The 22210-nt window shown below is 74.8% G+C and carries 17 protein-coding genes; 13 read left to right on the top strand and 4 right to left on the bottom strand.

What is annotated here, in order from left to right; translation table 11 throughout:
* Positions 1 to 155: 155 nt before the first annotated feature.
* On the bottom strand, positions 156 to 1139 hold the full coding sequence (locus ACZ3YL_RS39170; protein ID WP_465662354.1) for a ferritin-like domain-containing protein: 984 nt from the start codon (positions 1137 to 1139) through the stop codon (positions 156 to 158).
* A 303-nt stretch (positions 1140 to 1442) separates the two neighbouring features.
* Here ACZ3YL_RS39170 and rimP point away from each other — a divergent pair, with 303 nt between their 5' ends.
* From rimP to ACZ3YL_RS39120, 10 genes are all read left to right on the top strand, one after another.
* On the top strand, positions 1443 to 1982 hold the full coding sequence (rimP, locus tag ACZ3YL_RS39165) for a ribosome maturation factor RimP (protein WP_188306570.1): 540 nt from the start codon (positions 1443 to 1445) through the stop codon (positions 1980 to 1982).
* A gap of 53 nt (positions 1983 to 2035) precedes the next feature.
* Positions 2036 to 3028 carry a transcription termination factor NusA gene (gene nusA / locus ACZ3YL_RS39160; protein ID WP_188306571.1) on the top strand — a complete coding sequence of 331 codons (993 nt, stop codon included), beginning with the start codon at positions 2036 to 2038 and terminating at the stop codon, positions 3026 to 3028.
* A 154-nt stretch (positions 3029 to 3182) separates the two neighbouring features.
* Positions 3183 to 3425 carry a YlxR family protein gene (locus tag ACZ3YL_RS39155; RefSeq protein ID WP_317621212.1) on the top strand — a complete coding sequence of 81 codons (243 nt, stop codon included), beginning with the start codon at positions 3183 to 3185 and terminating at the stop codon, positions 3423 to 3425.
* 230 nt (positions 3426 to 3655) lie between these two features.
* Positions 3656 to 6847, top strand: a complete 3192-nt coding sequence (infB, locus tag ACZ3YL_RS39150) for a translation initiation factor IF-2 (RefSeq protein ID WP_465662351.1) — start codon at positions 3656 to 3658, stop codon at positions 6845 to 6847.
* A 136-nt stretch (positions 6848 to 6983) separates the two neighbouring features.
* Positions 6984 to 7280, top strand: coding sequence for a DUF503 domain-containing protein (locus tag ACZ3YL_RS39145; RefSeq protein ID WP_030311386.1), 297 nt, complete (start codon positions 6984 to 6986; stop codon positions 7278 to 7280).
* A 153-nt stretch (positions 7281 to 7433) separates the two neighbouring features.
* Positions 7434 to 7874 (top strand): 30S ribosome-binding factor RbfA, encoded by a 441-nt coding sequence (gene rbfA, locus ACZ3YL_RS39140; RefSeq protein WP_188307213.1) that lies wholly within the window; start codon positions 7434 to 7436, stop codon positions 7872 to 7874.
* Positions 7875 to 7876: 2 nt separating this feature from the next.
* On the top strand, positions 7877 to 8980 hold the full coding sequence (locus tag ACZ3YL_RS39135) for a DHH family phosphoesterase (protein ID WP_465662349.1): 1104 nt from the start codon (positions 7877 to 7879) through the stop codon (positions 8978 to 8980).
* 86 nt (positions 8981 to 9066) lie between these two features.
* Positions 9067 to 9996, top strand: coding sequence for a tRNA pseudouridine(55) synthase TruB (gene truB / locus ACZ3YL_RS39130; RefSeq protein WP_465662347.1), 930 nt, complete (start codon positions 9067 to 9069; stop codon positions 9994 to 9996).
* A gap of 257 nt (positions 9997 to 10253) precedes the next feature.
* Positions 10254 to 13865, top strand: coding sequence for a serine protease (locus tag ACZ3YL_RS39125; protein ID WP_465662345.1), 3612 nt, complete (start codon positions 10254 to 10256; stop codon positions 13863 to 13865).
* A gap of 64 nt (positions 13866 to 13929) precedes the next feature.
* The gene (locus tag ACZ3YL_RS39120) at positions 13930 to 14871 is read left to right on the top strand and encodes a bifunctional riboflavin kinase/FAD synthetase (protein ID WP_465662343.1); all 942 of its coding nucleotides are present in this window, start codon (positions 13930 to 13932) and stop codon (positions 14869 to 14871) included.
* 56 nt (positions 14872 to 14927) lie between these two features.
* On the opposite strand, the gene ACZ3YL_RS39115 is transcribed toward ACZ3YL_RS39120, so the two are convergent.
* The 3 genes from ACZ3YL_RS39115 to eccE all read right to left on the bottom strand — a co-directional run bounded on the left by ACZ3YL_RS39115 (position 14928) and on the right by eccE (position 19394).
* Positions 14928 to 17093 (bottom strand): MinD/ParA family ATP-binding protein, encoded by a 2166-nt coding sequence (locus ACZ3YL_RS39115; protein ID WP_465662341.1) that lies wholly within the window; start codon positions 17091 to 17093, stop codon positions 14928 to 14930.
* Positions 17094 to 17223: 130 nt separating this feature from the next.
* Positions 17224 to 17991, bottom strand: a complete 768-nt coding sequence (locus ACZ3YL_RS39110) for a hypothetical protein (RefSeq protein ID WP_188302780.1) — start codon at positions 17989 to 17991, stop codon at positions 17224 to 17226.
* Positions 17991 to 19394 (bottom strand): type VII secretion protein EccE, encoded by a 1404-nt coding sequence (gene eccE, locus ACZ3YL_RS39105; protein ID WP_188302781.1) that lies wholly within the window; start codon positions 19392 to 19394, stop codon positions 17991 to 17993. Before eccE ends, ACZ3YL_RS39110 begins: the two co-directional genes overlap by 1 nt.
* A 200-nt stretch (positions 19395 to 19594) precedes the next feature.
* On the opposite strand from eccE, the gene eccB reads away from it, so the two are divergent.
* The 3 genes from eccB to ACZ3YL_RS39090 all read left to right on the top strand — a co-directional run bounded on the left by eccB (position 19595) and on the right by ACZ3YL_RS39090 (position 22198).
* The gene (gene eccB / locus ACZ3YL_RS39100; RefSeq protein WP_465662338.1) at positions 19595 to 21316 is read left to right on the top strand and encodes a type VII secretion protein EccB; all 1722 of its coding nucleotides are present in this window, start codon (positions 19595 to 19597) and stop codon (positions 21314 to 21316) included.
* Between the two features lie 183 nt (positions 21317 to 21499).
* A complete protein-coding gene (locus tag ACZ3YL_RS39095; protein ID WP_188302783.1) occupies positions 21500 to 21802 on the top strand; it encodes a WXG100 family type VII secretion target in 303 nt (100 codons plus the stop codon).
* Positions 21803 to 21901: 99 nt separating this feature from the next.
* Positions 21902 to 22198 carry a WXG100 family type VII secretion target gene (locus ACZ3YL_RS39090; protein WP_188302784.1) on the top strand — a complete coding sequence of 99 codons (297 nt, stop codon included), beginning with the start codon at positions 21902 to 21904 and terminating at the stop codon, positions 22196 to 22198.
* Positions 22199 to 22210 lie beyond the last annotated feature (12 nt).

The raw sequence follows: 22210 nt of genomic DNA, 5'->3' as shown, positions 1-22210 counted from the left end.
AGTCTGAAAATCACCCGTCACGCCCCTCTCCGCAGCCACCCCCTGCGCCGCCCCCTTCCGCAGCGCGTCCCTCTCGCCTGGTGGGGAGGGGGTGGTGCGTGGGTGGGGGAGGTGGGGAGGTGGGTGGGGAGGTGATTGGGGGTGCGGGGGGTGGGTCAGTTGGGGGTGGTGGTGGGGGTGGGGAGGGGCTCGGGGATGCCGGGGAAGGGGGTGTCGGGGGCGCCCCAGTGGTGGGCGCGGAGGGCGCAGTCGCGGAGGGCGGTGGCTGCGGTGGGGCGGTGGGGGGTGGGGAACTCGGCGACCAGGTCGGCGTAGACGGTGGTGAGGCGGGTTTCCAGGTGGGCGGCGAGTTGGGTGGCGGTGGTGGTGTCGGTGACGGGGAAGGGGAGTTGGTAGCCGCCGGCGGCGGGGGCGGGGGTGGCGCCGAGGCCGGTGATGAGGCGTTGCCAGGCGTCGCGTTGGGCTTGGTGGGCGGCGTAGGCGGTGCGGGCGTCGGCGCGCTGTTGGTCGTCGGGGAGGTGGGCGCCGACGACGCCGTAGCCGTAGATGGCGGCGTGTTCGGCGCTCAGGGCCTGCTGGAGGGCGGGGAGTGCCGCGCCGGGGGTGGCGGTGGGGGTGGGGGTGGTGGCCGGGGCGGGTTGGTCGGCGGGGGCGCCGAGGGCGGCGGCGTGCAGGGCGTTGGCGGTGGCCACCGAGGCGAGCAGGCGGGCGAGGGGTGGGCGGGCTGCGCCGAGGTCGGCCAGGCGGGCTTGGGCGGTCTGGCGTTCCAGGGTGGCCAGGGTGGCGGGGGTGGGAGTGCCGCTGGGGGGTGTGGTGGGGGTCGTGGTGGTGGGTGTCGGGGGGACGGAGGCGGCCGGGATGCCGTAGGCGAGGGCGGCGCGGTGCTGGGCGGTCTCGGCGCGGAGGGTCCTGAGCAGGGCGGTCTGGGCCCCGGGCGCGGCGAGGAGGGTGTCGTAGGCCGCCAGCAGGGTGTCGGTGGCGGCGACGGCGCGCAGGCGGACGGGGGCGTCCGGGTCGGGGCCGGGGCCCTTGGCGCCGGGTAGGACGTCGCCGTCGGGGTCGGTGCCGGAGTTGGTGCAGGCGGTGGTGAGGGTGATCAGGCCGAGGGCCAGGAAGGTCCTTCGGCTGGGCGGCTGCATCGGGGTCACTCCGGAGCGGGTACGGGAGGACGGCCTCCCCGCCTGCCCTCGAGGGAATGAATCTTCGCAGAACCCCCACGTTTGCGGGTGGTGTTCGAGGGTTCGGTGCGGTGGGTGGGGCGGTGTGAGCTTGCTCGCAGTGAGTGGCGTGCGGCTGGTCGGGGGAGGTCCGGAATCGGTGGTTCGCGGCTTCACCGGCTAGGCTTTGGGCCGAGCTGCCGTGACCCGGTGTGCGCCCCGAGGGGCGCGGAGGGTGCGGGGCGACCTCTGACAACAGCAGACGCGGCCGAGGAGTCCACCCGGATGAGCACCACCCACACCGACCGGCTGCGCGCGTTGCTGGAGCCGCTGGCCGTCCAGGCCGGACTGGACCTGGAGGACGTCAAGGTCACCAAGGCGGGCAACCGCCGGCAGGTGCAGATCGACGTCGACACCGACGGCGGCGTGGACATGGACGCCATCGCCGAGTTCAGCCGGGCGGTCGGTGAGGCCCTGGACGCCTCGGACGTGATGGGGGACGAGCCGTACCTGCTGGAGGTCGGCTCGCCGGGGGCGGAGCGTCCGCTGGTCCTGCCGCGGCACTGGCAGCGCGCCGAGGGCCGGCTCGCCAAGATCCACCTGGTCGACGGCGGGGAGCTGGTCGCCCGGGTGCTGGAGGCGGACGAGGCCGGCGCGCTGGTCGAGGTGCAGCCGGTGAAGGGGCGGGGCCGTCCCAAGGAGCGCCGCCTGGAGTACGTCGAGGTGGCCCGGGCGCGGGTCCAGGTCGAGTTCAACCGCAAGGACGACGAGCAGCTCCTGGACGAGGCCGCCGACTTCGACGAGGGGGACGACGGCGCCGAGTGAGCCGGCCGCCGTACGACCATCATGAACGTGACGAAAGACGAGGAGGCGTAGCCGTGGACATCGACATGAGTGCCCTGCGCACGCTGGTCAACGAGAAGAACATCCCCTTCGACCTGCTGGTCGAGTCCATCGAGTCCGCCCTCCTCACCGCGTACCACCGCACCGAGGGCTCGCGCCGTCGCGCCCGGGTGCAGCTGGACCGCAAGAGCGGCCACGTCACCGTGTGGGCCATGGAGGACCCGGCGGAGCTGGACGAGGGCGTCGAGCCGAAGGAGTTCGACGACACCCCGAACGGCTTCGGCCGGATCGCGTCCAGCATCGGCATCCAGGTGATGATGCAGCGCCTGCGCGACGCCGCCGACGACCAGACCTTCGGTGAGTACGCGGGCAAGGAGGGCGACATCGTCACCGGTGTCGTCCAGCAGGGCAACGACCCGAAGAGCGTGCTGGTCGACATCGGCAAGCTGGAGGCCATCCTGCCGCCGCAGGAGCAGGTCCCGGGCGAGGACTACCGGCACGGCACCCGGCTGAAGTGCTACGTGGTGGCGGTGCGCCGTGGTGTCCGCGGCCCGTCGGTGACGCTGTCGCGCACCCACCCGAGCCTGGTGAAGAAGCTGTTCGCGCTGGAGGTCCCGGAGATCGCGGACGGCAGCGTGGAGATCGCGGCGATCGCCCGTGAGGCCGGCCACCGCACCAAGATCGCGGTCTGGTCGCGCCGGGCCGGGCTGAACGCCAAGGGCGCCTGCATCGGCCCGATGGGCTCCCGGGTGCGCGCCGTGATGGGCGAGCTGCACGGCGAGAAGATCGACATCGTCGACTGGTCCGAGGACCCGGGCGAGATGGTCGCCGCGGCGCTGTCCCCCGCGCGGGTGACCAGCGTGGAGATCGTGGACGCCGCCCAGCGTTCCGCCCGGGTGATCGTGCCGGACTACCAGCTGTCCCTGGCGATCGGCAAGGAGGGGCAGAACGCCCGTCTGGCCGCGCGCCTCACCGGGTGGCGGATCGACATCCGGCCGGACACCGAGGGTCAGGGCGAGCCCCAGTAGGAAGACGGAGGGCCCCCGGCCCGGTAGTCAGCGTTGTTCCCGGCGCCCCCGCCGGTCCTCCGGGATCTGCGGGGCGGCGCCATCTCCCTTCGGAGGGGTAGACTTGCCTTCGTCTGGCCGGACGCACGTCCGAGCACGCCCGGAACGCACCTGCGTGGGCTGCCGCAAGCGCGCGGCCAAGCACCAGCTGTTGCGTGTCACGGCGGTCGAGGGCGTCTGCGTCCCTGATCCCCGTGGCGCACTGCCGGGCCGGGGCGCGCACCTGCACCTCGATCCGGCCTGCCTCGACCTCGCGGTCCGCCGTCGGGCGTTCCCCCGGGCCTTCCGGCTCCAGGGGACGCTCGACACGGAGCGGCTCCGCGGGTTCATCGAGGAGCGGGCGGGCGGAGCCTCCTAGGCGGGCCGCCTCACGCGACAACCGCCGCTCATCGCGGCGGAGAACCACCGCAACAAGCACAGCGCTTGGGCAGCCGCGCGCCGTGCCACCAGTCAGGTACCTCGCGATGTGGAAGTAGGTCGAGATTGCGATGAGCACTCGATGAGTACGCGATGAGTACGCGATGGGTACGCCCATGAAGTAGCGACAGTCCGGCGGACGAGACCCCCGGACTCATAGACAGGAGTGAAGTGGCTAAGGTCCGGGTTTATGAACTCGCCAAGGAGCTTGGTTTGGAGAGCAAGGCCGTCATGGCCAAGCTCACCGAGCTCGGTGAGTTCGTCCGTTCGGCGTCCTCGACCATCGAGGCGCCGGTCGTACGCAAGTTGACTGACGCGCTTGGTGTGGCCCCCACCGGTGGTGGCGCTGCCAAGCCTGGCCCGCGGAAGCCCGCGGCGCCCCAGCCCGCGGCAGGTGCCGCGGGTGCACCCAAGCCGGGTGCCCCGACCCCGGGTCCGCGCCCCAGCGCGACCCCTGGTCCCCGTCCGACCCCGGCCGCCGCGGCTCCCGCCGCCCCGGCCGCCCCCGCGGCTCCGGCTGCCCCTGCGGCTCCGGCCGCTCCCGCCGCCTCGCGTCCCGGTGCGCCGACCCCGGGCCCGCGCCCGGCCGCGCGTCCCGCCGCTCCGGCGGCCCCGGCCGCTCCCGCGGCCGAGTTCTCCTCGCCGGCTCCGGCCGGTGCCGACGCCCCGCGTCCGGCCACCCAGGCCCCGCGCCCGAGTGGCCAGGCCTCCGGCGGCGCCCGTCCGGGCCCGCGTCCGGCCGGCCCGCGTCCGGGCAACAACCCGTTCACCTCGGGTAGCGCCACCGGCATGGGTCGCCCCGGCGACCGGCGTCAGGGCGGCGCCCAGGGTGGCGACCGTCCGCGTCCGGCCGGTGCTCCGGGTGCCGACCGTGGCGCCCCGCGTCCCGGCGGTGACCGTCCGCGTCCGGCCGGTGCTCCGGGTGCCGACCGTGGCGCCCCGCGCCCCGGCGGTGACCGTCCGCGTCCGGCCGGTGCTCCGGGTGCCGACCGTGGCGCCCCGCGTCCCGGTGGCGACCGTCCGCGTCCGGCCGGTGCTCCGGGTGCCGACCGTGGCGCCCCGCGTCCCGGTGGTGCCCCGCGTCCCGACGGCATGCCCCGTCCGGCCGGTCCCCGTCCCGGTGGCCCGACCCCGTCCGGCATGCCGCGCCCGAACCCGGGCATGATGCCGCAGCGTCCGGCTCCGGGCCCGCGTCCCGGTCCTGGTGGCCGTGGCCCCGGTGGCCCCGGCGGCCGTCCGGGTGGTCCGGGTGGCGCCGGTGGCGCCCGTCCCGGCTTCCAGGGTCGTCCGGCCGGTCCGGGCTCGCGTCCGGCCGGTGGCGGCGGCTTCGGCGGTCCGCGTCCGGGTGGCGGCGCCCCCGGTGGTGGCGGCGGCTTCGGCCCGCGTCCCGGTGGCTTCGGCGGTCGTCCCGGCGGCCCGGGTGCCCGTGGTGGCACGCAGGGCGCCTTCGGTCGTGGCCCGGGCGGTCGCCCGGCGCGCGGTCGCAAGTCGAAGCGGGCGAAGCGCCAGGAGTACGAGGCCATGCAGGCCCCGTCCGTCGGCGGTGTGATGCTGCCTCGCGGCAACGGCCAGACCGTTCGCCTGTCGAGCGGCGCCTCGCTGATGGACTTCGCGGAGAAGATCAACGCCAACCCGGCCGCGCTCGTCTCGGTGATGTTCAACCTCGGTGAGATGGTCACCGCGACCCAGTCGGTCTCCGACGCGACCCTCGAGCTGCTGGCCGGCGAGATGGGCTTCATCCTGGAGATCGTCAGCCGGGACGACGAGGACCGCGAGCTGCTGGAGTCGTTCGACATCGACTTCGGTGCCAACGAGGGCGATGAGGATCAGCTGGCCCCGCGCCCGCCGGTCGTCACCGTCATGGGTCACGTCGACCACGGTAAGACCCGCCTGCTGGACGCCATTCGCAAGTCGAACGTGGTGGCCGGCGAGGCCGGTGGCATCACCCAGCACATCGGTGCCTACCAGGTCGCCACGGTCGTCAACGGCGAAGAGCGCCCGATCACCTTCCTCGACACCCCGGGTCACGAGGCGTTCTCCGCCATGCGTGCCCGTGGTGCCAAGTCCACCGACATCGCGATCCTGGTGGTCGCGGCCAACGACGGTGTCATGCCGCAGACGGTCGAGGCGCTCAACCACGCCAAGGCCGCGGGTGTGCCGATCGTGGTCGCGGTCAACAAGATCGACGTCGAGGGCGCCGACCCGACCAAGGTCCGCGGTCAGCTGACCGAGTTCGGTCTGGTGGCCGAGGAGTACGGCGGCGACACCATGTTCGTCGACATCTCCGCGCGCCAGGGTCTCAACATCGACCAGCTGCTGGAGGCCGTGGTCCTGACCGCGGACGCCTCGCTCGACCTGCGGGCCAACCCCGAGCAGGACGCGCAGGGTATCGCCATCGAGGCGCACCTCGACAAGGGCCGCGGCGCCATGGCGACCGTGCTCGTGCAGCGCGGTACCCTCCGCGTCGGCGACTCGATCGTGGTCGGCGACGCCTACGGTCGCGTCCGCGCCATGCTGGACGAGAACGGCAACAGCCTCGCCGAGGCCGGCCCGTCCCGCCCGGTGCTGCTGCTCGGTCTGACCTCGGTGCCCCGCGCCGGCGACAGCTTCATCGTCGTCGACGAGGACCGCACCGCCCGTCAGATCGCCGAGAAGCGCTCGGCCCGCGACCGCAACGCCGCCTTCGCGCAGCGTCGGGTCCGGGTGTCCCTGGAGGACCTGGACAAGGCCATCGCCGCCGGCGAGATCGAGCAGCTCAACCTCATCATCAAGGGTGACGTCTCCGGTTCGGTCGAGGCCCTCGAGGACGCCCTCGTCAAGCTGGACGTGGGCGAGGAGGTCGAGCTCCGCATCCTGCACCGCGGTGTGGGTGCGATCACCGAGTCCGACGTCAACCTGGCGATGGGTTCGGACGCCATCATCATCGGCTTCAACGTGCGCGCCGAAGGCCGTGCGCGCGCTGCGGCCGACAAGGAAGGCGTGGACGTCCGGTACTACTCGGTCATCTACCAGGCGATCGAGGAGATCGAGAACGCCCTCAAGGGCATGCTCAAGCCCGAGTACGAGGAGGTGCGCCTCGGCTCCGCGGAGATCCGCGAGGTGTTCCGCTCCTCCAAGTTCGGCAACATCGCGGGTGTCATCGTCCGCGAGGGCCTGCTGCGCCGCAACGCCAAGGCCCGCCTCATCCGCGACGGCAAGGTCGTGGCGGAGAGCCTCACCATCGAGGGTCTGCGCCGCTTCAAGGACGACGCGACCGAGGTCCGCGAGGGCTTCGAGGCCGGTGTCACCCTGGGGTCGTTCAACGACATCAAGGTCGAGGACATCATCGAGACCTACGAGATGCGCGAGAAGCCGCGCGCCTAGTCGGTGTCAGCCGGGGCCGGTCGACGGAAGGTATTTCCGTCGACCGGCCCCGGTCTCGCTGTGTAGGGTCCTGGGAAGCCGGCCCGGTTCCGGACCGGCTTCCCGAGGCCTTCCAGGTCGGCGAGACCTGTCATACATGTTCGTGGGAACACTCACCTTCGACCTGCTGCTGGGCGACGTCCACTCGCTCAAGGAGAAGCGTTCGATCGTGCGGCCCATCGTGGCCGAACTGCAGCGCAAGTACAGCGTGTGCGCTGCCGAGACCGGGAACCAGGACCTGCACCGCCGGGCCGAGATCGGCCTCGCGGTGGTCGCCGGCGAAGCCGGGTACGTCACCGAGGTCCTGGACAGCTGTGAGCGGCTGGTCGCCGGCCGCCCCGAGGTGCAGCTCCTCTCCGCGAGGAGGAGGTACCACAACGACGACGACGAATGAGAGCTGTGGAGCCGGCCGGCGGAAGTCGCCGTTCTCACACAGATCAGGACCGAGAGCGCCCGCAAGGCCGGGCGCGGGCCGGTATTTTGGGGCATGGGCCCCGACGGGTGCGCAGCTCGCCCGGGTACCGGGCCCACTGCACGAGGAGGCAACGTGACCGACACCGCAAGGGCGCGCAAGCTCGCCGACCGCATCCAGGTGGTCGTCGCCCAGACCCTGGAGCGGCGGATCAAGGACCCCCGACTGGGGTTCGTGACCATCACCGACACCCGGGTGACCGGCGACCTGCGCGAGGCCACCGTCTTCTACACCGTCTTCGGTGACGAGACCGACCGCGAGGCCACCGCGGCCGCGCTGGAGAGCGCCAAGGGCGTGATCCGCTCCGAGGTCGGCAAGATCGGGGTGCGCTTCACCCCCACGCTGACCTTCGTCGCGGACGCGCTGCCGGAGAACGCCCGGAACATCGACGACCTGCTCGACCGGGCCAAGGCCATCGACGCGGCGGTGCGCACCACCGCCGCGGGCGCGACCTACGCCGGTGACGCGGACCCGTACCGGGTGCCCGCGGCCGAGCGTGACGACGAGGACGAGTAGTCATGGCGGGTGAGTCGGCGCAGGCCGCCTCGCGAGCCGGAACGACCACGGGGGCGTCCTCCACCAGCACGGTGGAGGGTGCCCTCGCGGCGCTCCCCGGCCCGCGCGCCGAGGAGAGCGGCTTCGAGCTGCTCTGGCAGCAGGTGGTGGCGGAGATCGGGCGGGCCCGCTCGATCGACCTGATCTGCCACATCTGCCCGGACGGCGACGCGCTCGGCTCCTCGCTGGCAGCGGCCCTGGCGCTGCGCGGGCTCGGCAAGCAGGTGCGGGTCTCCTTCGGCGACGACCCGCAGATCGTGCCCGAGTCGCTGGCCTTCCTGCCCGGCCAGGAGCTGATCGTGCCGGCCGCCGAGGTGCCGGACGTGCCCGAGCTGGTGCTCTGCTTCGACGTCGCCGCGCAGAGCCGGCTGGGGCTGCTGCACGACAAGGCCTTCGCCGCGCCCGTCCTGGTGGTGTTCGACCACCACGCCTCCAACCCGGGCTTCGGCACCCACCAGCTGATCGACCCGTCCGCGCCGGCCACCGCCGTCCTGGTGGACGAGCTGCTGCGCCGGCTCGGCGTCGAACTCGACCAGTCCCTGGCCACCTGCCTCTACACCGGGGTCGCCACCGACACCGGCTCCTTCAAGTACCGGGCCACCACGCCCGCCACCCACGAACTCGCCGGACGGCTGCTGGCCACCGGGATCCGGCACGACCTGATCTCCCGGCAGCTGTGGGACACCTCCTCCTTCGGCTACCTCAAGGTGCTCGCCGCCGCGCTGGACCGGGCCGTCTACGAGCCGGACGCGGCCAGCGGACTGGGCCTGGTGTGGACCTGGGTGCCCTACCAGGACCTGGCGCTGTTCAGCGTCACCGTCGAGGAGATCGAGGGACTGATCGACATCCTGCGCCGGCCGGCCGAGGCCGAGGTGGCGCTGGTGCTCAAGCAGGACCCGGACGGCACGCTGCGCGGCTCCTCCCGCTCCAAGGGGGCGGTGGACGTGGCCGCCGCCTGCGCCGAACTGGGCGGCGGCGGGCACGTCTTCGCGGCCGGGTTCAGCGCCCGGGAGGACGTCGCCGCCGTGGTCGAGCGGTTCCGGGGCGCGCTGCGGCCCTGCCCCTGACCGTCCTGCGGGGAGCGACTCCCGCACGTCCGCATGTTCGTACGACCGCACGTCCGCATGTCCGCATGTCTTGGAGAAAGAACTCGATGAAGCGCAAAGGCACCGGCCCGGACGGCCTGGTGATCGTCGACAAGCCCGAGGGCATCACCTCGCACGGGGTCGTCGCCAAGATGCGGTGGCTGGCCGGGACCCGGAAGGTCGGGCACGCCGGCACGCTGGACCCGATGGCCACCGGGGTGCTGGTGATCGGCGTCGAGCGGGCCACCCGGCTGCTCGGCCACCTGATGCTGACCGCCAAGACGTACGAGGCGACCATCCGGCTCGGCCAGACCACCGTCACCGACGACCGCGAGGGCGAGATCACCGCCTCGGCCCCGGCGGACGGCGTCACCCAGGAGGCGGTCGACGCCGGGATCGCGGCGCTCACCGGCGAGATCATGCAGGTGCCGTCCAAGGTCAGCGCGATCAAGATCGACGGCAAGCGTTCGTACGCCCGGGTGCGCGAGGGCGAGGACTTCGAACTCGCGGCCCGGCCGACCACGATCCACTCCTTCACCGTCCAGGCGCGGCGTGAGGCCGTCGCCGAGGACGGCACGCCGGTGATCGACCTGGACGTCACCGTCGAGTGCTCCTCCGGCACCTACATCCGGGCGCTGGCCCGCGACCTGGGCGCCGGGCTGGGCGTCGGCGGGCACCTGACGGCGCTGCGGCGCACCAGGGTCGGGCCGTACGGGGTGGAGTCGGCGCGCACCCTGGAGGAGCTGGAGGCCGCCGTCACCGGCGAGTCCGGCGCGCCGCTGGAGGTGCTGCCGATCGCGGCGGCCGCGGACGCCGCCTTCCCGCGCTGGGACCTGGACGAGGACTCGGCGGAGAAGCTGTCGCACGGCGCCCGGCTGAAGGCGCCCGGGCTGGGCGTGGACGGGCCGATCGCGGTGTTCGGGCCGGACGGGCGCTTCCTCGCGCTGGTCGAGGAGAAGGGCGGGCAGGCGAAGCCGGTCGCGGTGTTCGTCGGCTGAGCAGGGCGTGCTGTCACCCCCCGTCGGGAAGTCCTCCCGGCGGGGGTTTCCGCATTCAGGGGGCACCCTCGGGGGCACCGGTGGAGGAACCACCGGAGGGGGTCCTTCACCCGAACCGGGGGTATCACCCGTGCGGGGGAGCGCGCGAGGTGAACCGCCGTGGTGAACGGCGCAGGCGCGGTCGGGGCGCCCCGGCGGCGGGCAGGCTCCCGGCGGCGAGCGGGCGACGGGCCCGGTCGACGGTCGAGGGGGCGTTCATGCCGGGGTTTGCGGAAGGCGATCCGGAGCGGTACCTGCTGCGGATCCGCGACCTCAACGGGCGGCTGCACGGCTTAGGGTTCGCCGCCGACCCGCAGGGCGGGGTGCTCACCGCACACGAGGCCGTGGCGGGCCTGGACCGGGTGGTGCTGCACACCCCCGGCGGACAGACCCGGGTGCTCGGCCCGGACGCGGTCCTGCCGCTGCCCGAGCACGGGCTCGCCCTGCTGCGCACCGACGCCGTCGGCGGGCTGCCGGTGCCGCCGCTGCCGCTGCCGGTGGCCGCGGTGGGGGCCGGGCACGAGGTGCTGGTGCCCGCGCTCACCGGCGAGGACGGCCGGGCGGTCGTGCTGCGCTGCGGGCTGCTGGGCGTCAGCGGCGCGGCCTACGGCGGGCACCGGCTGGCCGGGGTGCTGGTCCTGGACGTGCCGGTGGTGGGCGGGATCCTGGTGCCGGCCGGCTCCCCGGTGCTGGACGCCCGCAGCGGCGCCGTGGTGGCGCTGGCCGCGCCCGCGCTGCGCGGGGCGCAGTACGGCGGGCAGTACGGCGGGGCGCAGTACGGCGGAGCGCTGTTCGCTGTGCCCGCCGGTGGCGGGGCGGTGGTGGCGGAGGCGTTGGCCGGGCTGCTGGCGCGCAACGCGGCGGCGGTGCCCGGGTACGGCCCGGCGCTCAACCTGGCCGGGGTGCTGCGGCTGACCGCCGCCCAGCTGGCCGCCGCCGGGGCCGGTCCGGGCCGGGTGGCCGGGCTGGCCGCCGACCGGGTGGACCGGCCGGACGGCCTGGCCGGGGACGAACCGGAGGCGACCGTCACCGCCTTGGTCGGCGCCCCCGGCAGCGGACGCTCCACCGAACTGGCCGCGCTGGCCGTCCGCCGCTCCGGCGGTGACCGGCCGCTGCCCACGCTCTGGCTGCGCGGCGCTGACCTGCGCGCCGGGGACCGCTCGCTCGCCGAACCGGTGGAGCGCGCGCTGGCCGCCGTCGCGGCCGAACACGGCGTCCCGGCGCCCGCCCCGGAACCGGTGGCGGCACTGTGCGCGGCCGCCGGGCGCCCGCTGCTGGTGGTCCTGGACGGCCCCGAGGAGGCCCCGGCCGAGCTGGACCCGCGCTGGCTGCGCGGCGCCGGGCAGTGGCTGACCGGCTGCGGGGCGCGGCTGCTGACCGCCTGCGGCGAGGAGGTCTGGGAACGGCTGGCGGCCGAGCCCTGGAGGAGCGGCACCCCGGACGCCGCCCGCCCGGTCGAACCGGCGCCGGACGGCGACCTGGCCAGCGCCCCCACCGTCCGGATGGACGGCGCCGGCCCCGGCGCCCCGACCCTGGCCGGGCACCGGCTGGGCCCGCTGCCCGCCGAGGCGGCCGAGCGGGTGCGCCGCCGCTACGGGCTGCCGCCGGGCCACCCGTCCGCCGCCGCGGACGCCCGGCACCCGCTGGCCGTCCGGCTGGCCGGGGAGCTGTGGGCGCAGGGCCTGCACGACGGGCCGGCGCGGCGCGGCGAGCTGTTCGGCGCCCACCTGGACCTGTGCTGCCTGCGGGTGGCCCAGCGGCTGGCCGAGGACGGTCGGCCGCGCCGCCCCGGCGCGCACCGTCGGGGCGCCGCCCGGCCCGCCGGACCGCGCCAGCGCCGGGTGCGCCGGCTCGCGGCGGCGGTCGCCGGGCGGGTGCACGAGGCGGCCCGGCGGATGCTCGGCCAGGAGCCGGGCGCGCTGGGCCTGGAGGCCTTCGAGGGGCTGTTCCCGGTGGACGGCGGCTGGGCGGGCGCGGTGCTCGCCGAGGGGCTGTTCGTCCCCGCCGGGCCCGGCTACCGCTTCGCCCACGGGGAGTTCGCCGACTGGCTGCAGGGCCGGCACCTGGACCTGGACGCGGCGCTGCGGATGCTGCTCGGGGAGGCCGAGGACACCCCGCCCGGGCCGGAGGGGGCCGGTCCGGCCGTCGCCCGGCACCGGATCGGTCCGGTCGCCGCCGCGCTGCGCCGGGTCGCCGAGACCTGGGGCGCGCCCGCCCTGGACCCGTGGCTGCACCGGATCTGGCGCGCGCTGGACCTGCGCCCGCCGGGCAGCGAACCCGCCTGGTGGGCGGCCCGGTTGCTCACCGCCGGGCTCGCCGCCAGCCCCGACCTCGCCGAACACCGGGCGCTGCTCGACCAGTTGGCCCGCCGGATCGCCGAACGGGCGGCGACCGCCGGACGCTGGGAGACGCTCGACGGGCTGAACCGCTTCGGACCGGCGTTCTGGACCGGCCTCGGCCTGCCCGTCGAGGCCGAACTCGCGCTGCTGCGCCGCCTGGTGGCCGCCGACGGTCCCGGGCAGCACTTCCTCGGCGCGGTGGCCGAGCGGCTGCGCGCCGACCCGGCGGCGGTGCTCCCGCTGCTCTGCGCCTGGTTCGACGACCCGGCCGGGCTGCCGGGCCGACCCGGCCTGACGGTCGCCGACCTCGCCCACGACCTGCTGTACGCCCACCGCCGGCTGGCCCTGGACGAGTTGGCCGACGCGCTGGCCGACGCCGCGCACCCGAGGGCGGACGCGCTGCTCACCGTGCTCGCCGCCGAGGAGCCGTCCGCGCTCTGCCGCGCGGTCGACCGCTGGAGCCACGACCGGCGGCCCGAGCGGCACGTCGCGGCTGCCGTGCACGCGCTGCGGACCGCCCCGTACGCCGGCGGCGCCGGGGCCGGACTGCTGCGGTTCACCGCGCTGACCCTGCTCGCCCGCGAGGACGAACCGGCCCTGCACGGCGCCGCGCTGGCCCTGCTGGTCGGCGACCCGGAGACCCGGGCCGGGCACCTGGACGCCGCCCTCGCCCGCCACCGCGCGGGCGGCGACGCCTTCCTCACCCCGCGCGCCCTCGCCCCGGCCCTGGAGAGCGACCCGGAGCCCGTCCTGGCCGCGCTCGCCGACGGGTTGGAGCTCCCCGGCGCGGCCCCCGCCGAGACCCTGCGGGTGCTCGCCGACGCCAGGGCGCCGGTGGCCGCCCGGCGCAGCGCCGACCTGGCCGCCCGGCTGCTGCGCCGGCACCCGGCGCTGGCCGGGCCGGTCGCCGTGGACTACCTCGGCCGCCGGCTGCGGCACGCCGCGATCGACGGGCCGGCCGCCCGGCTGGATCTGCGGGTGCTGCTCGGCGGGGCCCTGGCCGCCCGGGCGGCCGCCGTCCGCCGGCCGTTCGCCGAGGTGCTGTCCGTCCCGGTGGCCGATCCGGCGGCGGACGCGCTGCGCTGCGAACTGCTGGACACCCTGCTCGCCACCGAGACCGACCGGACGGTGCTCACCGCCGCCGTGGAACGCCTCGCCGAGCACTGCGCGCAGGAGAACCCGGCCCGGGCCCGGGCCGTGCTGGCCCGGGCGACCCCGGGGCTGGCGGGCGCGGACGAACTGCTGGTGCGCTGCGCCGGGCGCTCTGCGGCCTTCGCCCGGCTGCTCGCCCGGTGGCCGCGCGACGCCGCCCCGACGGCCCCGGACGGCCCCCGGCTGGCCCGGCTGCGGGCCCTGGTCGCGGCCGGCCGGGACCCTCAGTACGCCGCCGCCGAGGCCGAGCGGGCCGTACCCGCGGGAGCGCTGCGCGCACCGGTGCGCCCAACCCCCCTTCCGGTGCCTGAGCCCGGGCAGGCGCATGGCACGCTATAGGGGTTCGGTTGTGAGCGTTTGAGCGTGCCGAGGGTACGCACCGTACGGAACTAGGAGCAGTCGGGTGCAGCGCTGGCGTGGCCTGGAGGAGATCCCCGGTGACTGGGGACGCAGCGTCGTCACCATCGGCTCGTTCGACGGAGTGCACCGCGGGCATCAGCTGATCATCGGCCGGGCCGTCGAGCGGGCCCGCGAACTCGGCCTCCCCTCGGTCGTGGTGACCTTCGACCCGCACCCGCGCGAGGTGATCCGCCCGGGCAGCCACCCGCCGCTGCTCGCGCCGCACCCGCGCCGGGCCGAGCTGATCGCCGAACTCGGCGTGGACGCGGTGCTGGTGCTGCCGTTCACCACCGCGTTCTCCCAGGAGTCCCCGGAGACCTTCGTCCAGCAGGTGCTGGTGGACGCGCTGCGCGCCCGGGTCGTCATCGAGGGCCCCAACTTCCGCTTCGGGCACAAGGCCGCCGGGGACGTCGCGCTGCTCACCGAGCTGGGCCGGGCGGACGACTTCCAGGTCGAGGTGGTGGACCTCCAGGTGTCCGGCACCGCCGGGGACGGCGAGCCGTTCTCCTCCAGCCTGACCCGCCGCCTGGTCGAGACCGGGGACATGGCCGGCGCCAACGAGGTGCTCGGCCGCCCGCACCGGGTCGAGGGTGTGGTGGTGCGCGGGGCGCAGCGCGGCCGGGAGCTCGGCTACCCGACCGCCAATGTGGAGACCGTGCCGCACAGCGCCGTCCCGGCCGACGGCGTGTACGCGGGCTGGCTGACCGCCGGGGGCGAGAGGATGCCGGCGGCGATCTCGGTCGGCACCAACCCGACCTTCGACGGCACCGCCCGCACCGTCGAGGCGTACGCCATCGACCGGGTCGGTCTGGACCTGTACGGGCTGCACGTGGCCGTGGACTTCCTGGCCTACCTGCGCGGGATGGAGAAGTTCGACTCCATCGAGGCGCTGCTGGACCGGATGGCCGACGACGTCAAGCAGGCCCGGGAGCTGACCGAGGCCTGATCCCGGCCGGATGTGGAAGGGCCCGCCGACTTCGGAGTCGGCGGGCCCTTCCGTCGTCACTGCTGGGGCGGCGCCTGCGGCGGGTAGCCGTAGCCCGGGCCCGGCTGCGGGGCGCCCGGCTGCTGCGGCCAGGGGGCTCCGGGGGCGGGCTGCTGCGGGTAGCCGTACCCGGGTGGCGGCGGGGCCTGGCCGGGCTGCGGCGCCCACGGCGCCCCGGGGACGGGCTGGGCGGCCTGGCCGGGGTAGCCCTGCTGCTGGGGGTCGGCGTACGGCTGCGGCTGCTGCTGGTACCCGGCCTGGGCCTGCTGCTGCCAGCCGGCCTGCTGGGCGGCCGCCTGCTGGGCCCGGGCGATGTCCTCGCCGACCAGGGTGGCCAGCTCGAAGTACGCCTCGCGGACCTTGGGCCGCATCATGTCGAGGTTGACCTCGGCACCGGCGGCCAGGCTTTCGTCGAAGGGCACCACGATGACGCCGCGGCAGCGGGTCTGGAAGTGCGCGACGATGTCCTCGACCTTGATCATCTTGCTGGTCTCGCGCACCCCGGAGACCACCGTGATGCTGCGCTGCACCAGGTCGGCGTAGCCGTGCGCGGAGAGCCAGTCCAGGGTGGTCGAGGCGCTGGAGGCGCCGTCCACGCTCGGGGTGGAGACGATGATCAGCTGGTCGGCGAGGTCCAGCACCCCGCGCATCGCGCTGTACAGCAGGCCGGTGCCGGAGTCGGTCAGGATGATCGGGTACTGGCGGCCCAGCACGTCGATGACCTGGCGGTAGTCCGAGTCGTTGAAGGTGGTCGAGACGGCCGGGTCGACGTCGTTCGCCAGGATCTCCAGGCCCGAGTTCAGGTCCTGCGAGGTGAACTGACGGATGTCCATGTAGCTGCGCAGGTGCGGGATCGCCGTCACCAGGTCGCGGATGGTCGCGCCGGTCTGGCGCTTGACCCGGCGGCCCAGGGTGCCGGCGTCCGGGTTGGCGTCGATCGCGATCACCTTGTCCTGGCGCTCGCTGGCCAGGGTCGCGCCGAGCGCGGTGGTGGTCGTGGTCTTGCCGACGCCGCCCTTGAGGCTGATCACGGCGATCCGGTAGCAGCTCATCACCGGGGTGCGGATGGTCTCCAGCTTGCGGGCCTTCTCGGCCGCCGCGGCCTTCCCGCCGAACTGGAACCGCGGCTGCTGGCGCTGCTGCTTGGGCTGGCTGCGCAGCAGCCGGTCGGAGGACAGCTCGACGGCGGCGGTGTAGCCGAGCGGGGCGCCGTGGGCGGTCTGCTGCGGGGCGGCGGCCTGCTGGAACGCGGCCGGCGGCGGCGCGGCGGGGCCCTGCGGCGGCCAGGGCTGCGCGGGGGCGGGCTGCTGCGGCTGGCCGGGCTGGCCGGGCTGGCCGGGGTACGGCTGTCCGGGCTGGGGCTGTGGCTGGGCGGTAGCCGGCTGCTGATAGGCACCGGGCTGCGGCCAGCCGCCCTGACGCGGGTCCACCGGGGCGGCGGGCTGCGGCTGGACCGGCTGCGGCTGCGGCGGCGCGGGCTGCGGCTGGACGGGCTGCGGCTGGCCGGCGGCCGACTGCTGGGCGGCCCAGGCCGCCTGCGGGTCCCAGCCGGCCTGCGGGTCCTGCGGCGCGTGCGGAGCCTGGACGCCCTGCGGGGCCGCCGGGCCGGGAGCCGACACCGGCGGGACCGGCGGCTGCGCGAAGTGCTGCGGCGTGACGGGCTGCGGCGGTGCGGGCTGCGCGGGCTGCGGCGCGGCGGGGGGCGCCGCCGCCGGGTACGGCTGCGGCGCGCTCGGCAGGCCCGGTGCCTCCGGCTGCGGAGCCGGCGGCCAGGTGGCCGCGGCGGGGGCCTGCGGCTGCTCCGGCGTCACCGGTGGGGCCGGCGCCGGGAACGGGACGTGCTGCGCCTCGGCCTGGACGGGCGGTGTCGGGGGCACGGGAGCGGGCGCCGGTTCCGGCTCGGCCACCGGGGCCGCCACCGGAGCCGGAGCCGGAGCGGGTACCGGGGCGGGTGCGGGCGCCGGAGCGGGTGCCTCGGCAGCCGTCGGAGCCGGAGGACCGGGAACGCCCGGCGCGGCCGGGACGGCAGGCGCCGCGGCCGCGGGCGCCGGTGCGGCCGGAGCCGCCGCCGGGCCCGACTGCACGTACCAGGACGGGGGAGTGTAATCGGGCGCGTCGGACCAGTCGTCGTCGTCCTCCGCCGCGTTGTCGCCGACGTAGACGCCGTCCCGATCGCTGCTCACTAGGGCTCCCTCGTGTTCGCCGCCGCTTGTTCAGCGGTGCCGTTTCCGCAACAAAGACTAGGCCGTTCGGCTGCCCCTGTTGAAGGCGGCTTCGGTTCCGGACCGGGATCGACCGGCCCGGAAGCGCCCCTCAGTCCATCCGGCGCGGCCCGCCGAGCACCTGCTGTTCGGCCTGCCCGGCCACCGCGCGGACGTACTGACGCCGCATCCGGGTGGCCCACAGGGTGAGGTCGTCGCCGAGGGCGGGCAGCGCGGCCACGTCCTCCGGCGGGAGCGACAGCACCCGGCCGACCAGCTCCGCCTCCTGGGGCATGATCCGCTGCACACCGACCAGGTCGGCCGCGTTGAGCACCCGGGAGGCGTTCGGGCCCAGGTACGGGAGCAGCGTCAGGGTGGTCTGCCAGGGCGCGGCGGAGAGCCGGGTGCGCGGCGGGCGGGCGCCGAGGTCGCGCACCACGAGCACCGGCGAGGCCACCGAGGCGCCCTGCGGGCCGAGCCGTCCGACCTGGTGGACCGTCACGCAGGGCTGGCCGCCGCCGGCGGCCTGCGCCATCGGGCCCCAGAGCTGGGCGCGGGCGGTCTCCACCGCGACCCGGGCGCCGATCGCGGCCGCCCGCAGCGCGATGATCTGTGCCGTCCACACGCCGCCGACCAGCACCAGGTCGTACGCGCTGGGGCGGAACAGGCCGAGCACCGCGGGCAGTCCCTGCGGGTCGACGCCGATCACCACGCCGTCGTCGCCGACCGGGAAGGCCAGCGCCGCGAGGTCGGCGGCCTCCAGCACGTGCTTCTCCCGGCGCGGACCGCGCAGGCCGAAGCCCGGCAGGATCCGCGGCCGCGGCCGGCGCTGTTCGGGGCCGGGCGTCGGGCCGGGGGCGGGGTAGGTCTGGTACGCCATCAGGACGTTCCTCCCAGCGGCAGGGTGGCGAGCATGCCGGGGGCCTGTTCGAGGTCGAGCCGGACGAGGCCGAGCCCGGCGCTCTGCGCCCGCGCCTCCAGCTGGCGGCCGACGTCGCCGACCTCGCCCTCACTGCGGCCGGTCACCCGCAGGTGGCCGCTGACGGTCACCGAGCCGCCGGTGCCGTGTCCGGCGGTGAGGCTGAAGGTGCTGGCCAGCGCGGGGGAGCCGGTGATCAGGTTGACCAGGTCCGGTGCGCCGATCCGGCCGGTGCCGCCGCCGGGGCGGGTCAGCTGCGGCCAGCGGGAGATCGCGTAGGTGCTGTGCCAGCGGTCGTCGATCCGCCAGAAGCGGTTGCCCTCCTGGGTGCGGCGGGCGGTGCCGCCGCCGCTGCCGGTGCCCTGGCGCCCGGCGACCGCGATCGGGTTGGCGCAGGTGGCGATGGCCAGGGCGGCGATCAGTTCGCGCTCGTCCAGCACGGTCGCGTTGAACCCGGCGCTGTTGAGGCGTCCGGCCAGCTGGTCGGTGACCCGCTGGAGCGCCTTGCGGGCGCCGTCCTCGCCGCCGCCGCGGGCCCGGACGGCGGTGGCCGAGCGCTCCGGGTCGAGCTTGAGGGCGACCCAGGTCAGCCGCAGTCCGGGGGTGGAGGTGCCGTCCGGCAGTTCGCGGTAGGCGCGGGCGGCCAGCGACTGCTCCGGCAGGTGCTGGGCCGGGGCGGGCTGGGTGTGCTGGACCAGCTGCACCGACTCCAGGGCGATGTCGTCCACGGTGAGCGCGGAGCAGATCACGTCCAGCGGCAGCGGCAGCGCGGTGCGCACCGGGCGCAGCGGCTGGTCCTTGGCCTGGACGAGCAGCACCGAGGTGAGGAAGGTGCCGTCGCCGACCATGCCGGTCTCGCGGCGCACCGGGCGGCCGCCGAAGTCGGCCTCGGTGGCGTGGGTGCAGGTGCGCAGCGCCGGTTCGAGCTCCAGCGCGGGCGCCAGGGCCGGGTCGGTGCCGGGCGGCGGCAGCAGCGACTTCGCCTGCCTGCGGCGGGACTTGAGGGCGGAGCGGACCCGCAGCAGCTCCGGGATGGTGCGGCCGCGCAGCGGGACGACCGCCAGCACCAGCAGGACCAGCGAGACCGCGCCGAAGCCGGCCGCGACCGGGCGGCTGATCGTCCAGCCCACCGCCACCAGGGCGGCGGCGACCTCGACCAGGACGACCTGCTGGAGCTTCAACCGGCCGCCGAGCAGCCCGGGTCGGGGGTTGACGCGCACCTGGACGGGGCCGCCGGTGCCGGCCGCCGCCGGTCGGACGGCCGCGGCCTCGGCGGGCGGGCCGCCGCGGCGGGCCCGTCCGGACCGGCGCGACCTCCCTGCGCCCGCGGTGCCGCGGCGTTCTGGAGCGGTCTGGCTTGGCATCCCCCGGTGGCCCTCTCTGATCCTTTGGCGCGGCCCGGCTGGCTGGTTCGCGGACCGTACCCGTACCGTACTCACCGTCTGCTGCCGCATCGTAGAGGGTTCGGGCCGGATCCCGCCCGGCGGGTGCGGACCACGGGGCAGGTCGGGCCGACGGAGGCCGACCACGGCCGGCACAGGTCTGACAGAGGGGGACGACGAGGATGGCATCGCGTCGGGACGAGCTGAACGCGTACACCTTCGCCCGCAAGCGCACGGTGGGGGCGTTCCTGCTGCCCTCCGGCGGCGGCAGTGACGAGGACGCGCCGCGCCCGGTGAAGGCGGTGCTGCCGAGCGTGCTGGTGGGGACGCTGGTGGTGGCCGGGTTCGGGCTCTGGGGGGTGTTCAAGCCCGCCGCGCCGGTGCAGTGGGACAGCGGGAAGAACATCGTCCAGGGCAAGCAGTCGACCACCCGCTACGTGGTGCTGACCGATCCGGACGGCAAGACCAAGCGGCTGCACCAGGTGCTCAACATGTCCTCGGCGCGGCTGGTGCTGCCGGCCGGCGCCAAGGTCGTGGTGGTGGACGACGGGGTGCTGGACCGCTACCCCAACCACGGCCCGACCATCGGGATCCCGTACGCCCCGGACAAGTTGCCGGGCAGCGCCAGCCAGCCGATGAAGTGGGCGGTCTGCGACCGTCCGGGGTCGGACGAGAAGCAGGAGACCGTCAACCAGGCGGTGTTCGTGGCGGCCGGCGCGGACGCGGCCGCGCTGTCCGCCAAGGACCGGATGCTCGGCCCGGACCAGCTGATGCTGGTGCAGCAGGCGGACGACCAGCAGGTCTCGACCTCGGGGCCGGGCCAGCCGGCCGCGGGCGCCGCGAAGGTGTACCTGGTCGACGCCCAGGGCCGCAAGCACGAGATCGGCTCGGCGCAGTCGGACGACAAGGAGCGCAAGGCGCTGATCACCGCGGTCTTCGGGCCCAACGCGGTGCCGCAGCGGGTGAAGCGGGAGTGGCTGGACACCCTGGTGACCGCCAGTCCGATCACCTTCCCCGACGTCCAGGGGATGGCCGACAGCCCGAACCCCAACTCCAGCGTGAACCTGGGCAACGCGGCGGACCGCCGGATCGGCCGGCTGGTGCACTACCAGGACCGCAACTACGTGGTCGGCAAGGACGGCCTCTTCCTGATCACCCCGTTCCAGGCGGAGCTGATCCGGCAGAACCCGGCCTACCAGGTGCTCTACAAGTACGACCAGGACAGGCGCCCGCGCAACGACGAGATGACGCCGGACGACCAGTTCAAGAACAACACCGACGTCCGGCTGCCGAAGACCCCGGACGACTGGCCGCTGAAGTCCGGTGCGCCGGTGAACAACTGGCAGGAGCGCCAGGACGCCCGGCTGGTCGTCTGCAGCACCTTCGACGGCATGGCCGAGGACGGCCGCACGCCCCGGCGCAGCGTCTGGGCCGGGACGTCCTACCCGGCGGCGTACAACAACGGCGCGGGCGCGGCGTACGTGACGCCCGGTCACGGCCTGTTCTACCGGGCGGTGGACAACGCGGCCGCCGGCAACGGCGCCGGTGCCGTTGCCGGTACCGCGGCCGGTGCCGGTGCGGCCGGTGGCTCCGGCACCGACTTCCTGATCACCGAGACCGGCCTGCGCTACTCCGTCCCGGCCAACGGCGACGGCGGCCACGGTCCCACCCCGTCGCCCGGCTCCAGCGGCTCCGCGAAGGCGACGACCCCGCCGTCGAGCACCCCGAACCCCGGCTCCGGGGACCAGTCGGCTCCGAACCCGGACGACCAACCGGGCGGCAACCAGGCCCGATTGGGCTACCAGAACGTCCAGCCGCTGCCCGTCCCCAAGGAGTGGTCGAACCTGGTGCCGGCCGGTCCGCCGCTGACCGCGAAGAGCGCCGCGCAGCCGCAGAACGCCTGATCAGCCAAGCCCGGCAACGGAATTGGCCCCAGTGTCATGGTCTGGTAACTACTCGACACTCGATGTTGGGTGAGTTGCGTGTGCCGACTACAGTGCTGCTGGACATCACACGGGTGATGCGGCGGCAGGGCCCCGGGGGCTCTCCGTACACACAATGTTTTTTCTCATGGGGGACGGTGGATCATGAGTGACGGCCAGTTCACGGTGACCGCGCAGGAGATGATGGACTTCGCCGGGAAGATCGAGACGGCGATCGGCCAGATCGAGGCGGAGCGCAACACGCTCCAGACGACGGTCGACAACATCACCAGCGGCTGGAAGGGCCAGGCGGCGGACGCCTACAAGGCCCTGCAGACGAAGGTCAACGATGACGTCAAGGCGCTGAAGGAATCGCTGACCGCGATCAAGCACGCCATCGAGCTGACCACCAAGCACTACGCGAGCGCGGAAGAGGAGCAGAAGTCCCTGTTCGGCCCGCAGGGCTGATCGTCGAAGGACTGATCTCCACTCCGTTCCGACCGTCCGCTCGACGGGGTGCCCGCGACTGAGCGCCGGGTGCTCCGCATCCTCGTCCAGGGAGACATTGTGACCGACCACATTCTCGTCAACTTCCAGACCCTCCACCAGGCGTCCCAGGACGTCCAGAACTCGGCCAACAAGATCGACCACATGCTGGGCGAGCTGCAGAAGGAGGTCACCAAGATCTCCCACGGCTGGCAGGGCCAGGCCCAGCAGGGCTACAAGACCCAGCAGACCAAGTGGGACAACGCCGCCCAGGACCTGAAGGACACCTGCGGCAAGATCTCCAGCGCGCTGGAGAGCGCCGCTCAGAACTACCAGGCGACCGAGAAGAAGAACGCCGGTCTCTGGGGCGGCCACTGATCCGGACGTTCC

Source organism: Kitasatospora sp. NPDC023176 (assembly GCF_055560495.1).
This window is presented reverse-complemented; position numbering and strand designations above follow the sequence as displayed.

What these genes read in the sequence shown, in the direction of transcription:
- ACZ3YL_RS39170 (WP_465662354.1), bottom strand. Translation starts at nt 1,139, where the DNA reads ATGCAGCCGCCCAGCCGAAGGACCTTCCTGGCCCTCGGCCTGATCACC.
- rimP (WP_188306570.1), top strand. Translation starts at nt 1,443, where the DNA reads ATGAGCACCACCCACACCGACCGGCTGCGCGCGTTGCTGGAGCCGCTG.
- ACZ3YL_RS39145 (WP_030311386.1), top strand. Translation starts at nt 6,984, where the DNA reads ATGTTCGTGGGAACACTCACCTTCGACCTGCTGCTGGGCGACGTCCAC.
- ACZ3YL_RS39135 (WP_465662349.1), top strand. Translation starts at nt 7,877, where the DNA reads ATGGCGGGTGAGTCGGCGCAGGCCGCCTCGCGAGCCGGAACGACCACG.
- truB (WP_465662347.1), top strand. Translation starts at nt 9,067, where the DNA reads ATGAAGCGCAAAGGCACCGGCCCGGACGGCCTGGTGATCGTCGACAAG.
- ACZ3YL_RS39125 (WP_465662345.1), top strand. Translation starts at nt 10,254, where the DNA reads ATGCCGGGGTTTGCGGAAGGCGATCCGGAGCGGTACCTGCTGCGGATC.
- ACZ3YL_RS39110 (WP_188302780.1), bottom strand. Translation starts at nt 17,991, where the DNA reads ATGGCGTACCAGACCTACCCCGCCCCCGGCCCGACGCCCGGCCCCGAA.
- eccE (WP_188302781.1), bottom strand. Translation starts at nt 19,394, where the DNA reads ATGCCAAGCCAGACCGCTCCAGAACGCCGCGGCACCGCGGGCGCAGGG.
- eccB (WP_465662338.1), top strand. Translation starts at nt 19,595, where the DNA reads ATGGCATCGCGTCGGGACGAGCTGAACGCGTACACCTTCGCCCGCAAG.
- ACZ3YL_RS39095 (WP_188302783.1), top strand. Translation starts at nt 21,500, where the DNA reads ATGAGTGACGGCCAGTTCACGGTGACCGCGCAGGAGATGATGGACTTC.